The sequence below is a fragment of the Bradyrhizobium sp. USDA 4461 genome, assembly GCF_054055655.1.
The window spans coordinates 7,798,405-7,812,260 of sequence record NZ_JBSRXM010000001.1 but is presented as its reverse complement, the minus strand read 5'-3'; the positions used below and the strand labels follow the sequence as shown (position 1 = coordinate 7,812,260).

The following is a 13,856-nucleotide window of genomic DNA, read 5'->3' as shown; positions in this document are numbered from 1 at the left end:
CGCGGACATCGCGCAATGCCGCAGCTTGTGCAGCTGACCGCCGCCCGGCGGTCACTCCCGGCGCTGATCCTGCTACTCGCGGGCACAGCGCTCGCGGGCTGCAGTGGCGGCGATTTCGGCCGTACCCGTGCTGATTTCCGCAACGACGACATGCATCGCTGGATGGGCGCCGAGGCGACCGGCAGCGTCGGCAAGAACGCCTCGCAATTCCAGCTCACCGAACACGAACGCCAGCTGCGCGATCTCGCCTATCAGTTCATCGAGCCGCCGCTGTCGCGGCCGGCGTGGAAGAGCGTGTTCGGTGACTACCAGCCGCTGCCTTCGCCGTGGCGGCAGAAGGTGGTGTTCGATCGCACCGCCTATGGCCGCAATCTGATCGACGAGCCGCATCGCTCGTTCGCCTCGCGCTACTCGCTGTTGATCGACGAGGTGCGTGACGACATCACCCGCTTCGAGCCGTTCTTCGCCACCGCGGCCCAGGTGATCGAGCTCGACCGCAAGCGCAGTGCCAGCCTCAAGATGATCGGCGATGTGTCGCCGAAGGAGCGGGCGGATGCGATGGCGCGGATGGAAGAGAACGCGCTGATCGTGCAGTGGGTCCAGCAGAGCCTGGAGCGGCGGATCTCGTCCTATCGCTGGGCGCTGGAGCGGCTGGTGATCCAGGCGCCCGACGGCATGGCCGCCGACGCCGAACGCCAGATCAACGAGCTTGCCCGGCTCACCGCCAACGCGCCGCTGATGTCCGCGCCGGTCACGGGCCAGGCCGTGGTATCGAAGGGCTAGGCTCGCTTCGCTTTCCTTGCTGTCGATCTGACGTCGCGACCGCTTGGTTGCCGCGGCAGGCTCGCAATGAATGCCTTCAGCGCATCGGACGGCGGCTGCGCCGAGGGATAGGCGAGGCCGACCTGGCGCGTCACCTCGACATCGATCTTCCGCATCGCGACATCAGGATTGCCGCGGGCCACGCCTTCGGGGACGATCGCGACGCCGACCCCGGCCGCAACCAGCGCCATCGCCCACTCCTCGGATTCCGCGATCGCCACCGGCTTGCGCGGCGGCGAGGTGCGCTTGAAGAACTCCTGCTGCTCGCAATGGCAGCGGTCGATCATCGGAACGCCGGCGAAGTCGGTGGTCCGCAGCGTCTCCTTCAGGGTGAGGGGATGTGACGGCGGCAGCGCCGCGACGTAGCGCTCGCTCCAGAGCGGGATGAAGTGCTCGCCGGCGCCGATCATGGATTTGGCGACGATGCGTGCATCCGCTTTCTCGTTGGCGCCGACCAGCCGGAGTGCGAGGTCGGCATTGCCGGTCAGCGGCTTCAGCAGCGCGATGGTGCGGGCCTGATCGAGCGTTCGCAACAGCCCGAGCGTCAGCGCCTGCCGTGTCGCCGGCTTGCGGAACAGGTTTCGCGCCGCATCCGCTTCGTCGATGATCCTGCGCGCGATACCGTGGAATTGCGCGGCCGACTCCGTCGGCGCCATGCCCTTCTTGTGCCGGATGAACAGCGTGGTGCCGAGCTCGGCCTCGAGATTGGTGATCGCTGCCGAGATGGATGGCTGCGAGATGAAGCAGCGCTTAGCCGCGGCGGTCAGGTTGCGCTCGCGGTAGACCGCCGCGAAGTAGCGGAGTTCGCGGATATCCATAGGACAGTCCTATCATATCGATAGAAAGACGATATTTTACCTATGGAATGGCGAGTGGCAAGCCTGCCTCGGCTCCAGCGGAGGATTTGTCATGCGCATCCATCATCTCAACACCGGCACGATGTGCCCGATCGGCAAGCGGCTCGTGAACGGCAGCGGCAGCATCTTCCAGCGGGCGCGGATGGTCTGTCACTGCCTGCTGGTCGAGAGCAATGACGGCCTCGTGCTGGTCGACACCGGGATCGGGCTCGACGACATCGGCGACCCGCCGCGGCTCGGGCGCAAATGGGTGCGGCAGACCACGCCGCGGCTCGATCCGGCCGAGACGGCTGTCCAGCAGGTGAACGCGCTCGGCTTTTCGCCTGGTGACGTGCGCCATCTGCTGCTGACGCATCTCGATCGCGACCATGCCGGCGGCGTGCCTGACTTTCCAAAGGCCAGGGTGCATGTCCATCGCAAGGAGTACGATATGGCGGTGACACATCAGGTCGCGCCGCCGGTAGGACGCTACATCACGGCGCAGTGGCAGCACGGGCCGGATTGGGCGTTCTATGGCGCCGATGGTGAGGATTGGTTCGGCTTCAAGGGCGTGCGCGCGCTCGGTGATCGCGAGCCGGATATTCTGATGATTCCGTTGCACGGCCACACGCTCGGCCATTGCGGCATCGCGGTGCGCGACCAGGGCAAGTGGCTGCTGCACGCCGGCGATGCCTATTTCCATCACGCCCAGCTCGATGCAAGGCCGCGGATCCCGCTGGTGCTCGGCATGTTCCAGCGCCGGGCGGACATGGATCGCGCAGCGCGCGTCCAGAACCAGGAGCGGCTGCGGCAATTGAAGGCCGCGCATGGCGCTGACGTCACGATCGTCAACAGCCACGATCCCGTCGATTACGAGACCTGCCGTTGCGGCCGGCACCTGGCGTTAGCAAGCTAGCGCTTGCGTGCCGCAGGCGGCGGGGCAGGAGCGGGCGGCGGGGGCGGCGGGGGCGGCGGTGCCTCCTGCTTGGCCGCGACCGGCTCGCTCTGCACCTTGCACGAGGCGGCCGCGAGCGAGGCCTGCGCCTGCGGCATCAGGCCGGGCTCCGGCGCCAGCGCCTTCAGCAGGATCAGCCCGGTCGAGGTCGGCGAGTCGATGATCAGCCGGTCGGCCGCGGTGACTTCCTCGTCCTCGGGCAGATCGTTGTGCTGCGCCTCGGTCATCAGGTCGAGCTCGATCACCTTCTTGCCGGCGGAGCGGTCGTTGATCGCGTAATAGGCGACCTCGTTGCGGGTGTAGAACGACACCGAGGTGTAGGCCTGGCTGACCGGCACGGTGAGCTTGAGGGGCCCGGTCGAGAGATCGTAGCGGCAGATCGCCACCGCGAAGGCCGGATCCATCAGCGGCATCGGCGCGTGGCTCGGGTCGGCCAGCGGCAGCTGCGTCACCTCGTTGAGCTTGGTCATCGGCGTCAGCCGCGAATAGGCGTCCTGCGAGGCGATCCGCGGCAGCGCCAGCACGCTGACGAGATGCACCACGCCGCCGAGCAGCACGCCTGCGAGGATGGTGAGCAGCACGCGGATCATGAACAGCCCGTCGTGGTGATCGAGGGCATCGGCGCGTCGCGCTGGGTGCGGGTCGCGACCCCGACCGGCGTGTCGTAGAGCCGCAGCATCAGCGCGTAGCGCTCGATGCCGCCGGTCGGCAGCCAGTTGCCGGCGCGCGAGCGCGAGGCGATGTGGATCTCGAACGTGCCGTCGGAGGCGCGCATGATCTCCTGGCTGGTGAAGCCGTAGCGCTGCAGCGAATTGGCCACGAGGTGGCCCTTGCGGTCGAACAGCGTCAGCGTCCAGAACCGCGCCGCCGGGGTCACGCCGCTGACCACGACGTCGCAGCGGCCGTCGAGCGGCTTGTTCTTGTCGTCTGACGTCGCCGAGAACGCGATGCCGTCGCCGGTGCCGATCGGCAGCTCGCCGCTGCGTGCGATGGTGGCACGCGAATAGGGATCGACGTCCGAGGTGCCGTTCTTCGGCCGCGCGGTCCAGGCGCCGATCTTCAGCGTGCCGAGATCGGTGCCGCGCGTCGCCGTCGCGTAGGTCAGGCCGAGGCCGACGGCGGTGGCGATCACGAGGGCCAGCAAAGTGGTGAGGAGGAGCCGCACGTCAGTTCTTGCGTGGCACAGAAGGTGTCGCGCCGTCCGGCCCGGCCGCGGCAACGTAGTTTTCGGGGAACGCCAGCGCGCTCGAGGACTCCGCCTTGCCGGTCTTCGAGGGCTCGTTCAGCGTGGTCTTGCCGGTGGTCTTCTCGGCGGTTCTGGCGGCATCGTCGAGCAGCTTCTCGACCCGCACCAGGATATCCGCGCCGCGCTTGGTCAGCACCGGCGGCGGACCCGGCTTGGTCTCAAGGACGCGCGGCGCCGCGTTGGCCTGGGCATTGGCCTGCGCCTGCGGCAGCTTCTGGCCCATGCCGACGCCGGTGAGTTCGCGGACTTCCACGCCCTGATGTGCAGCAACCATGATGTCGTGCCAGGTCTGCGCCGGCAGCGAACCGCCGGTCATGCGGTTGGTCGGCGAATAGTCATCATTGCCGTACCACACCGCGCAGGTGAAGTTGCCGGTGTAGCCGACGAACCAGGCGTCGCGATAGGCGTTGGTGGTTCCGGTCTTGCCCGCGGTCGGAATGCCGTCGAGCGCGGCGCGGCGCGCGGTGCCTTCGCTGACCACGTGGCTCATCATGCCGGCCATGTCGGCGGCAATATTCGGCGGGATCGCCTGTCGCGGCTTCGGACCGTCGCGGTCCCAGCGCCAGACCAGATCGCCGGCGCCGGTGCGCACCTCGAGCACGGCATGCGGCGTCACGGACTTGCCGCGGTTCGGGAAGGTCGCATAGGCCACCGCATGCTCGAGCACGGTGACTTCGTCGGAGCCGATCGGCATCGACGGCGTATCGGGCAGCGGCGCCGTGAGGCCGAAGCGCCGCGCGACCTCGACGATCGCGGCGCGGCCGAACTTGGCCGGATTGGGCGCCTTCGGCTGCAGCTTCTGGCCGATCGCGATCGACAGCTTCACCGGGATCACGTTGATCGAGTTGGTGATCGCCTGCGTCAGCGTGATCAGGCCGGAATAGGAGTGGCCATAGTTCTGCGGGCACCAATTGCCGATGCAGACCGGACCATCGACGATCTTCGAATTGGGCGTGAAGCCGTTCAGCAGCGCCGTGGTGTAGACATACGGCTTGAACGACGAGCCGGGCTGGCGATAGGCGTCGGTGGCGCGGTTGAACTGGCTCGACCCGTAGTCGCGTCCGCCGACCATGGCGCGAACGCCGCCGTCGAGATCGGACACCACGGTCGCGGCCTGGGTCGCGTGATAGTCGCGACCGAACTGGCGGAGCTGGTTCTCGATCGCTTCCTCGGCCGCGTGCTGCACGTTCATGTCGATCGCGGTGCGGACCACGAAGACGCGCTCGGTGTAGGATTTCGGGAAGGTGTCGACCAGCTTGCGCATCTCGTCGAAGGCGTAGTCGAGATAGTAGTTCGGCGAGTTCTCGTCGCGCCGGTCGACCGCGACTGCGGGATTGCGGCGGGCGCCGAACACCTGGCCCTCGGTCATGAAGCCGGCATCGACGAGGTTGTCGAGCACGACGTTGGCGCGGGCGCGCGCCGCGGGCAGGTTGATGTGCGGGGCGTATTTGGTCGGCGCCTTGAACAGGCCGGCGAGCATCGCGGCTTCCGCGAGATTCACGTCGCGCACCGACTTGTTGAAGTAGAAGTGCGCGGCGCCGTCGACGCCGAAGGTGCCGCCGCCCATATAGGCGCGGTCGAGATAGAGCTTGAGGATCTCGTTCTTGGTCAGCCGGGTCTCGAGCCAGATCGCAAGGAAGGCTTCCTTCACCTTGCGCTCGATGGTGCGCTCATTGTTCAGGAACAGGTTCTTGGCAAGCTGCTGGGTGATCGACGAACCGCCCTGGCGAACGCCGCCGGCCTGCGCGTTGGTGACGAGCGCGCGGGCGAGGCCCGGTACGTCGATGCCGAAATGATCGTAGAAGCGGCGGTCTTCGGTGGCGAGCGTCGCCTTGATCAGGTTGTCCGGAAAGTCTTCCAGCGGGATCGAGTCATTATGCTTGATGCCGCGGCTGCCGATCGGGTTGCCATAACGGTCGAGGAAGGTCACCGCGAGGTCGGACTTCTTCAGCCAGTCCTCGTCGGCGGTCTCGCGGAACGCCGGGATCGCGAGCGTCAGCAGCAGGATCATGCCGCCGAGCCCAAGGGTTGCGGCTTCCGACAGCGGCTCGATGAACACCCAGCGCTTCCAGCGGCCGACATAGAAGCGGTCCATGAAGGTGGAATAGCGCTCGTAAAGCTCGCGCAGGCCCTTGCCCGACGAGAACAGCGTCGAGTCGATACGCGCATCGAGGTCCAGGAAGAAATTCCGGACCTTCTGTTTCCAATGCGACGGCATGATCTGAAAGGACCGACCCTTGATCAGTTTGACAGCACTGCGGGCGCCCTAACGGGCACAGGCCAGCGTCTTGCTTCGATGTTGCGGCAATCCCAAGGCGCTTTTGCGTCGTTGGGGACTCGTTCCACGTTCTATCCGAGCGGCTGCCATAAACCAATGGCGCGGCTGGTGAATTTAATGAAAGGCCTAACGCTGCCCACCGGCTTTTGGGACCCCGCAATCGCACCCCCTTGCGGAGGCGGCGCCGGCGTCCCAAGAAGATCTGCACCGTAAATTCAGGGATAGCATGACCGCACCGCCCAAGCGCCCGTCGGACCAGGAGGGATTCTTCTGGAAAACCAAGACGTTGGAAGAAATGTCCAGCGCCGAATGGGAAAGCCTGTGCGACGGCTGCGCACGTTGCTGCCTGGAGAAGCTGGAGGACGAGGACACCGGCAAGATCTATTTCACCCATATCTCCTGCAAGCTGCTCGATGCGGGCCTGTGCGTCTGCAAGGACTATCCGAACCGCTCCGACCAGGTTCCGGATTGCGTCCGTCTGACGCCGGAAAATGTCCGGACCCTGAACTGGCTGCCGCCGAGCTGCGGCTATCGCCTCGTGGCCGAGGGGCGGGACCTTTACTGGTGGCATCCGCTGGTCTCCGGTGATCCCAACACCGTTCATGAAGCTGGGGTCTCGGTGCGCGGGCGGGTGGAGGGCACCGAGCTCGACGTCAACGACGCCGACCTCGAGAGTCACATCGTGCGCTGGCCGGCGGTGCTGCCCAAGCAGGCGCAGTTGAAGAAGCGACCGAAATCGACCAAAGCCTGACGTTGCCGCTGCGTCCGCGATCACGTCATCGCGAGAACAGCGCGGTGGGATGCACCCATGCGCTGGGGTGCCTGCCTCAGCAGGCAATTGCTGCATAAATTGCAAAACAGAGAATGATTCCATCGCGGGATGCGCCCGCGCAGCAGCATTACGCCTCAAATGAACAAGTATGAACGGCAGAGCCGTTTTCCTGCCGACCAATCCACTTTGCCTGACGACATTGCCGGAGAGCTGTCCCGTCTTCCAAGCGAGGTGATCGAGCTCAGCGACGCGCCCCCGCTGGCGCCGCCGGCACCGCTCAATCCGGATGAAGTTCGCACCATCGTCATCAGCCTGATGCTGACGATGTTCCTGGCCGCGCTCGACCAGACCATCGTTGCGACCGCACTGCCGACGATCGGGCGCCAGTTTCACGACGTCACCAATCTGTCCTGGGTGATCACGGCCTATCTGCTCGCCTCCACCGCGGTGGCGCCCGTGTTCGGCACGCTGAGCGACATCTATGGCCGCCGCGTCATGATCATCACCTCGCTCAGCCTGTTCGTGGTCGGCTCGGTGCTGTGCGCGATCGCGCCCAGCATGACCATGCTGATCGTTGCCCGTGGCCTGCAGGGGCTCGGCGGCGGCGGCATCATGCCCGTGGTCCAGACCGTGATCTCCGACGTGGTCACTCCGCGCGAGCGCGGCCGCTACCAGGCCTATTTCTCCAGCGTTTGGATGGCGGGCGGCATTCTCGGCCCGGTGGTCGGCGGCGTGTTCGCCGAGCATCTGCACTGGTCGATGATCTTCTGGATCAACCTGCCGCTCGCGGCCGCTGCACTGGCGCTGCTGCTGCCGAAGATGGGCAAGATCCCGGTGTTCCACCGCAAGCGCAAGGTCGACTGGCTCGGCGGCGTGCTGCTGATGGCCTCGGCCGTCGTCTTGATGCTGGTGCTGACCTGGGGCGGCACGCGTCTCTCGTGGTTGTCGCCGACCATCACCGCGATGGTCGGCGCCTCGATCGCGCTCGCCGGTGCCTTCGTCTGGCACGCGCGCCGCGCCGACGAGCCGTTCCTGCCGCTGTCGCTGCTCGGCGGCTCGGTGGTGCCGTTCGCGATGGGCGCCGGCGGCTGTGCGCTCGGCGCCATGGTCGGCCTCACCGTGCACCTGCCGCTCTATTACGAGGTGGTCTATCACCTCACCGCCAGCGAGGCCGGCCTCGCGCTGATCCCGCTCGCGGCGATCTCGACCTTTGGTGCGGCGATCGCCGGCCGCACCATGGCGAAGGCCAAGCACTACAAGCGCGTCGCGATCGTCGGCACTTCGGTCGCCGCGATCTGTGCCGTCGGCATGGCGGTGACGACGCTGCCGCTGTGGGGCTTGCTGCTTGTCATGAGCGTATTCGCGCTCGGGCTCGGCACCACATTCCCGATCAGCGTGGTGTCGTTACAGAACGCGGTGGCGCGGCCGCAGGTCGGCACCGTGACCGGCGCGATGAACTTCTTCCGCGCCATGATGGCGTCGTTCACGGTCGCCGCCTTCACCACGATCCTCTTGATGACGCTCGGCACCGACATCTCGCTCGCCGGCGAGCATCACGCTGCTTCCGCCGGCACCGTCAGCGCGATCCCGATGGCCGACATGATCACGGCCTTCCGCTACGTGTTCGGCGCCGCCGCCGTGCTGCTGACCACCGCGTCGATCTGCATGATCACGATGGAAGAGCGCCCACTCGCCGGCCCCGCCACGCGGCCGCCGGCGGAGATGGCGGAGTAGGGCTTGTAGCCAAACTCACAGCTGTCGTCCCTGCGAAAGCAGGGACCCATACGCCGTGACTTTCGTTATCAAAGGGACTCGTCGTTCCAGCATCGTTTCGATAATGAGTATTTGTGGTTATGGGTCCCTGCTCCCGTGCGCAATTGCGCACTAGGCAGGGACGACACCGAGATTGTTACACGGTCTGCGAGTCATACATCCGCCTTCTCGCGAGGCCCACGCTACTCTATCCCTTCGTCATTCCGGGGCTCGCGAAGCGAGAGCCCGGAATCCATTTCACCACAGGTGATGCGGCTTAATGGATTCCGGGCTCGCGCCAAGAGGCGCGCCCCGGAATGACGGATGGAGAGTTTGGCGCCCCGCGCCTTTTATTCCGGCGCTGCCTCATATTTATTCAGCCGCCTCACTCCGACCCACTACTTTAGTCGCCGTCCAAGCATGGCGATCTGCGCGCAGTTTCACTTGCTGCGCATTTTGTCGCGGCTATAGTCCGGCCCCAAGAGCTCGAAGCAGCCGAACAAGAACACAAAAGAGGAGAGAAACAGGGTGAAAAGAACATCGCGACTGCCTGTTCATACGATGCAGCAACTTGCCGGAGCGGCCGTGTTGGGCCTGTTGGCAGCCAGCCCCGGCGGCGCGCTTGCCGCTGACACCCTCAAGATCGGCGTGATCGCCGAAGCTCAGGCCATCGCGGGGGCCTCGATCCCGCAGGCAGCGCAGCTGGCCGCCGACGAGATCAACGCCAAGGGCGGCATCGACGGCCGCAAGATCGAGATCGTCTCCTATGACAATCACTCGTCCTCGGCGGATTCGGTGCGCGCGTTCCAGCGCGCGGTCAACGAGGACAAGGTCAACGTCGTCATCTCGAGCTACATCAGCGAAGTGGTGCTGGCGCTCGAGCCGTGGGCCTCGCGCCTGAAGACGCCGTTCGTCACGCCCGGCGCCGCCTCCAACGAGATCAGCAAGAGCGTCCACGCCGACTACGAGAAGAACAAGTACACCTTCCACGGCTACCTGACCTCGGCGGCGCTGGCGCTGTCGGTCTGCGACGCCGCCAAGGAGCTCCTGGTCGATCAGAAGCACATGAAGACCGCGGTCATCATGAGCGAGGACGCAGCCTGGACCAAGCCGCTCGACGTCGGCTACGAGGAGTGCCTGCCCAAGATCGGGCTCAAGGTCGTCGACCATATCCGCTTCTCGCCCGACACCACCGACTTCACGCCGATCTTCAACAAGGTCGAAGGCTCGAAGCCCGACGTGATCATCACCGGTATCTCGCATGTCGGCGTGCAGCCGACCGTGCAGTGGAAGAACCAGCAGGTGCCGATCCCGATGTTCGGCATCTCCTCGCAGGCCACCAACGAGACCTTCGGCAAGGACACCAATGATGCCGCGGAAGGCGTGCTGTATCAGGGCGTGTCCGGCCCGAACGTCGCGGTGACGCCGAAGTCGGTGCCGTTCGCGGAGGACTTCAAGAAGCGCTACGGCAATTACCCGTCCTATGCGGGCTACACCGCCTATGACGAGGTCTACTACATCGCCGATGCGGTGAAGCGCGCCGGCTCGGTCGATGCCGACAAGATGGTCGATGCGCTGGAGAAGACCGATTGGGAAGGCACCATCGGGCGCGTCCAGTTCTACGGCAAGGACGATCCGTTCACTCATTCGATCAAGTACGGCAAGGGCCTGATCACCGGACTGATGCTGCAGTGGCAGGGCGGCAAGCAGGTCGCGGTCTGGCCGAAGGAGGTCGCCAAGAGCGACCTCAAGTTCCCGAGCTTCATCAAGCTCACCACCAATTAACCGATGATAATGCTCCCGGGTCGCTCCCGGGAGCATCCTTATTCGGTCCCGCGTCCTCCACAACAGGCAGCCCGGCTGCCGCGGCCAATCTGAGATGCTTGCCTTACAAATCCTGATCGATGGCTTTGCCATCAGTGCGCTCTATGCGCTCGGCGCCACCGGCTTCACCCTGATCTTCGGTGTCTCCGGCGTTCTCAATCTCTCCCACGGCGCCATCATGGTGGCCGCAGCGGTCGCGGCCTGGGCCGCGGCCAGCGTGCTGCACCTCGACATCTACACCGGCGCGCTGTTCGGTGTCGGCGTGGCGCTGATCGTGTCGTTCGCGACCTATTTCGCAGTCGTCAAGCCGATCCAGAATTCCACACGGATCCCCAATGAGGAGAAGGAAATCTTCGTCCTCACCGGCACGTTGCTGTGGGGCATCATGATCCAGGAGCTGATCGCCTATTTCTTCACCAACAATGCCAAGACCGTGCTGCCGATCGTCGAAGGCGTCGTCGATATCTTCGGAAACCGCACGCCGCGCAACAACATCTTCACCGCGCTGGTGTGCTGCCTCGTGATCGGCCTGCTCTGGCTCTTGGTGAACCGGACGCGGACCGGCAAGGCGGTGCTGGCGGCCTCGATGAACCCGCGCGGCGTCACGCTGCTCGGGCTCGAGCTCACCCAGATCTACATCGTGGTGTGGGGCATCTACGGCATTTTGGCCGGCATCGCCGGCGTGCTGCTCGGCATGTTCCTCGGCGTCAGCTCCTACAGCGTCGGACCGCTGACCGCGAGCGCGTTCTCGATCGTGGTGCTCGGCGGTCTCGGCAGTGTGTCGGGCTCGCTGATCGCGGCCTTCGTGGTCGGCTATCTCGAGACCATCACGGCCTACATGATCTCGCCGGCCTACCGCACCATTCCGGCGCTGCTGCTCCTGGTGTTCGTGATGTATATCCGGCCCCAGGGCCTGCTCGGGAGGCGCTGAGATGGCCAACTTCTTCACCTCGCGCCTGTTCTTCATTTCGCTGGCCTGCGTGGCGATCGCGGCGACGCTGCCGCTCTACGTCTCGGGCTACATCCTCGGCCTGCTCACCGTCGCGTTCTATTTCGGCGTGTTCGCGATGGCCTGGGACCTGTTGTTCGGTTTCGCCGGCGAGGTCAATTTCGGACCGACCTTCCTGATCGGCACCGGCGCCTACACCGCCGGCATTCTCAACAACCAGTATGGCTGGTCGGTCTATGTCTGCATCCTGCTCGGCGCGCTGGCCTCTGTGGTCGCGGGCTTCGTGCTGGCACTGCCGGCGCTGCGGGTGAGGGGGCCGTATTTCGGCCTCACCACGCTGGTCGCGGTCTTGATGTTGCAGAACTTCGTCGTGGTGTTCGCCGATCTGACCGGCGGCGAGATCGGGCTGACGATCCCCGACGTGATCAGCATCAATGCCGGCACCAACTACTGGATCGCGCTCGGCTTCATGACCGTGAGCGCGGCCATTCTGTACGGCTTGTCGCAATCGCCCGTCGGCCTGGTGTTGCAGGCGAGCGGGCAGGATCCGGTGCAGGCCGGCGCGCTCGGCTTCAATATCGTCAAGCACAAGCTCGCGGCCTTCATCGTCAGCGCGTTCTTCTCGGGCCTGTCGGGGGCGCTCTTGGTGTTCTATTTCGGCACCGCCTCGGTCGGCACCGTGGTCGACGTGGCGGTCGGCGTCAACGTCATCGTCTCCGCCGTGCTCGGCGGCCGGCGCACCGTGCTGGGCGCGGCGTTGGGCGCGATCTTCCTGATCGTCGCCGGCGAGTTCCTGCGTCCGACCGGCGAGCTTGCAACCTTCATCGTCTCGGCGGTGGCGCTGCTCGTCGTCCTGTTCTTCCCCGGCGGTTTCCTCGGAGCGGCCCTGTCACGCGAGGCGCGCTCCTGATGGATCAGACTGTGACCACCGCAACCCTCACCGTCCGCGGATTGACCAAGAGATTCGGCGGCCTGACCGCCGTGAAGAACCTCTCGTTCGATCTGCATCCCGGCGAGATCCTCGGCCTGATCGGGCCGAACGGCTCGGGCAAGTCGACCGCGATGAAGAGCGTGATGGGCATCGAGCGCCCGACCGCGGGCGAGGTGCTGTTCGAGGGCGAGAACATCGCTGGCCTGCCCGCGCACAGAATCGCGCGCAAGGGTTTTGGCATGGTGTTCCAGCACTCGCGGCCGCTGAACCGGCAGACCGTGCTCGAGAACATCATGGTCGCGCTGCTGCCCGACAGCCTGTTGATGCTGTTTCCCGACAAGGCGCTGACCGAGCGCGCCAAGTGGATCGCCGAGCGCGTCGGCCTGGGGGCGGTGATGAACCGCCGTCCGCCGACGCTGCCGTTCGCCGATCTGCGCCGGCTGGAACTGGCCAAGGCAATCGCGCGTGATCCAAAAGTGGTGCTGGTCGACGAGCCCTTCGCCGGGCTGACCAGCGCCGAGGTCGGCATGTTCTCGCAATTGATCCGCAGCTTCCGAGACGAGGGGCGGGCGGTGATGCTGGTCGACCACAACGTCAAGAGCGTTGCGGCGATGGTCGACCGCGTGCTTGCGATGTATCTCGGCGAGGAGATCACGACCGGCCGCGCCGAAGACGTGATGAAGAACGAGACCGTGCGGCGGGTCTATCTCGGCGGCGCGATCGAGACCCATGCGCGGCCCGAGACCTCGTTCAAGGATAAGGTGCCGCTGCTGCAGGTCGAGAATGTCAGCGTGCATTACGGCAAGGCGCAGGCGCTGGAGAACGTCTCGATGCACGTCCATGAGGGCGAGTTCGTCTCCGTCGTCGGCCTCAACGGTGCCGGCAAGACCACGCTGTTCAACACCATCTCCGGCTTCCTGCCTTACACCGGCGAGATCCTGCGTGGCGGGCAGCCGCTGCGCGGCACCGGACCGGCCAAGATCGCCCGCTCGGGTCTCGTGCAGTGCCCGGAATCGCGCGAGCTGTTCGGCGAGATGACGGTGCGGGAAAACCTCGACCTCGGCGGCCAGCATCTCGACGACGCTGCGCGGGCGAAACAGCTCGCCTGGCTGTTCGAGCTGTTCCCGATCCTCAAGGAGCGGCAGGGCCAGATGGCGCAGACGCTGTCCGGCGGCGAGCAGCAGATGCTGGCGATCGGGCGCGCGCTGATGATGCAGCCGCAGATCCTGATCCTCGACGAGCCGACGCTGGGCCTCGCGCCCGTGATCCTCGAACTGCTGTCGAAGGCGCTGGAGAAGCTGCGCCAGACCACCAAGATCACGGTGCTGCTCGGCGAGCAGAACGTGACGTTCGCGCTTCCGCATGCCGACCGCGTCTATGTGCTGGAGCACGCGCGGATCGTCTGGGAGGGCGATCCGGGCCGGTTCGCCGCGGAGGCCGGCAAGGACTTTCTCTGACGTTCGAAGATTTAAAAACAAGAAAGCAAAGCAA

General features: G+C 65.5%; 12 protein-coding genes. 8 read left to right on the top strand and 4 right to left on the bottom strand.

Annotated features, from left to right (window positions below):
• Positions 1 to 15: 15 nt before the first annotated feature.
• On the top strand, positions 16 to 783 hold the full coding sequence (locus tag ACVINW_RS36695; RefSeq protein ID WP_456755795.1) for a hypothetical protein: 768 nt from the start codon (positions 16 to 18) through the stop codon (positions 781 to 783).
• On the opposite strand, the gene ACVINW_RS36690 is transcribed toward ACVINW_RS36695, so the two are convergent.
• On the bottom strand, positions 780 to 1,640 hold the full coding sequence (locus ACVINW_RS36690; protein WP_456755794.1) for a LysR family transcriptional regulator: 861 nt from the start codon (positions 1,638 to 1,640) through the stop codon (positions 780 to 782). The two genes, ACVINW_RS36695 and ACVINW_RS36690, sit on opposite strands and share 4 nt — an antisense overlap.
• A gap of 91 nt (positions 1,641 to 1,731) precedes the next feature.
• Here ACVINW_RS36690 and ACVINW_RS36685 point away from each other — a divergent pair, with 91 nt between their 5' ends.
• The gene (locus tag ACVINW_RS36685; RefSeq protein WP_456755793.1) at positions 1,732 to 2,574 is read left to right on the top strand and encodes an MBL fold metallo-hydrolase; all 843 of its coding nucleotides are present in this window, start codon (positions 1,732 to 1,734) and stop codon (positions 2,572 to 2,574) included.
• Here ACVINW_RS36685 and ACVINW_RS36680 read toward each other — a convergent pair.
• Genes ACVINW_RS36680 through ACVINW_RS36670 form a run of 3 tightly spaced genes read right to left on the bottom strand, consistent with a single transcriptional unit; the run spans position 2,571 to position 6,077 of the window.
• Positions 2,571 to 3,203 (bottom strand): DUF1254 domain-containing protein, encoded by a 633-nt coding sequence (locus ACVINW_RS36680; protein ID WP_456755792.1) that lies wholly within the window; start codon positions 3,201 to 3,203, stop codon positions 2,571 to 2,573. The genes ACVINW_RS36685 and ACVINW_RS36680 overlap by 4 nt on opposite strands.
• Positions 3,200 to 3,778, bottom strand: a complete 579-nt coding sequence (locus ACVINW_RS36675) for a DUF1214 domain-containing protein (RefSeq protein ID WP_456755791.1) — start codon at positions 3,776 to 3,778, stop codon at positions 3,200 to 3,202. The genes ACVINW_RS36680 and ACVINW_RS36675 overlap by 4 nt, the downstream gene beginning before the upstream one ends.
• 1 nt (position 3,779) lies before the next feature.
• Positions 3,780 to 6,077, bottom strand: coding sequence for a transglycosylase domain-containing protein (locus tag ACVINW_RS36670; protein ID WP_456755790.1), 2,298 nt, complete (start codon positions 6,075 to 6,077; stop codon positions 3,780 to 3,782).
• Between the two features lie 286 nt (positions 6,078 to 6,363).
• Here ACVINW_RS36670 and ACVINW_RS36665 point away from each other — a divergent pair, with 286 nt between their 5' ends.
• The 6 genes from ACVINW_RS36665 (at position 6,364) to ACVINW_RS36640 (ending at position 13,822) form a co-directional block, all read left to right on the top strand.
• Positions 6,364 to 6,888 (top strand): YcgN family cysteine cluster protein, encoded by a 525-nt coding sequence (locus tag ACVINW_RS36665; RefSeq protein ID WP_456755789.1) that lies wholly within the window; start codon positions 6,364 to 6,366, stop codon positions 6,886 to 6,888.
• Between the two features lie 159 nt (positions 6,889 to 7,047).
• A complete protein-coding gene (locus ACVINW_RS36660; RefSeq protein WP_456755788.1) occupies positions 7,048 to 8,643 on the top strand; it encodes an MDR family MFS transporter in 1,596 nt (531 codons plus the stop codon).
• Between the two features lie 579 nt (positions 8,644 to 9,222).
• Positions 9,223 to 10,446 carry an ABC transporter substrate-binding protein gene (locus tag ACVINW_RS36655; RefSeq protein WP_456756585.1) on the top strand — a complete coding sequence of 408 codons (1,224 nt, stop codon included), beginning with the start codon at positions 9,223 to 9,225 and terminating at the stop codon, positions 10,444 to 10,446.
• 94 nt (positions 10,447 to 10,540) lie between these two features.
• Positions 10,541 to 11,416: a branched-chain amino acid ABC transporter permease gene (locus ACVINW_RS36650; RefSeq protein WP_050424320.1), complete on the top strand. Its 876-nt coding sequence runs from the start codon at positions 10,541 to 10,543 to the stop codon at positions 11,414 to 11,416.
• Position 11,417: 1 nt separating this feature from the next.
• A complete protein-coding gene (locus tag ACVINW_RS36645) occupies positions 11,418 to 12,344 on the top strand; it encodes a branched-chain amino acid ABC transporter permease (RefSeq protein WP_456755787.1) in 927 nt (308 codons plus the stop codon).
• Positions 12,344 to 13,822 carry an ATP-binding cassette domain-containing protein gene (locus ACVINW_RS36640; protein WP_456755786.1) on the top strand — a complete coding sequence of 493 codons (1,479 nt, stop codon included), beginning with the start codon at positions 12,344 to 12,346 and terminating at the stop codon, positions 13,820 to 13,822. Before ACVINW_RS36645 ends, ACVINW_RS36640 begins: the two co-directional genes overlap by 1 nt.
• Positions 13,823 to 13,856 lie beyond the last annotated feature (34 nt).

Coding starts and splice junctions, on each gene's coding strand:
- ACVINW_RS36665 (WP_456755789.1), top strand. CDS start 6,364: ATGACCGCACCGCCCAAGCGCCCGTCGGACCAGGAGGGATTCTTCTGG.
- ACVINW_RS36695 (WP_456755795.1), top strand. CDS start 16: ATGCCGCAGCTTGTGCAGCTGACCGCCGCCCGGCGGTCACTCCCGGCG.
- ACVINW_RS36680 (WP_456755792.1), bottom strand. CDS start 3,203: ATGATCCGCGTGCTGCTCACCATCCTCGCAGGCGTGCTGCTCGGCGGC.
- ACVINW_RS36690 (WP_456755794.1), bottom strand. CDS start 1,640: ATGGATATCCGCGAACTCCGCTACTTCGCGGCGGTCTACCGCGAGCGC.
- ACVINW_RS36670 (WP_456755790.1), bottom strand. CDS start 6,077: ATGCCGTCGCATTGGAAACAGAAGGTCCGGAATTTCTTCCTGGACCTC.
- ACVINW_RS36650 (WP_050424320.1), top strand. CDS start 10,541: ATGCTTGCCTTACAAATCCTGATCGATGGCTTTGCCATCAGTGCGCTC.
- ACVINW_RS36685 (WP_456755793.1), top strand. CDS start 1,732: ATGCGCATCCATCATCTCAACACCGGCACGATGTGCCCGATCGGCAAG.
- ACVINW_RS36640 (WP_456755786.1), top strand. CDS start 12,344: ATGGATCAGACTGTGACCACCGCAACCCTCACCGTCCGCGGATTGACC.
- ACVINW_RS36660 (WP_456755788.1), top strand. CDS start 7,048: ATGAACAAGTATGAACGGCAGAGCCGTTTTCCTGCCGACCAATCCACT.
- ACVINW_RS36645 (WP_456755787.1), top strand. CDS start 11,418: ATGGCCAACTTCTTCACCTCGCGCCTGTTCTTCATTTCGCTGGCCTGC.
- ACVINW_RS36655 (WP_456756585.1), top strand. CDS start 9,223: ATGCAGCAACTTGCCGGAGCGGCCGTGTTGGGCCTGTTGGCAGCCAGC.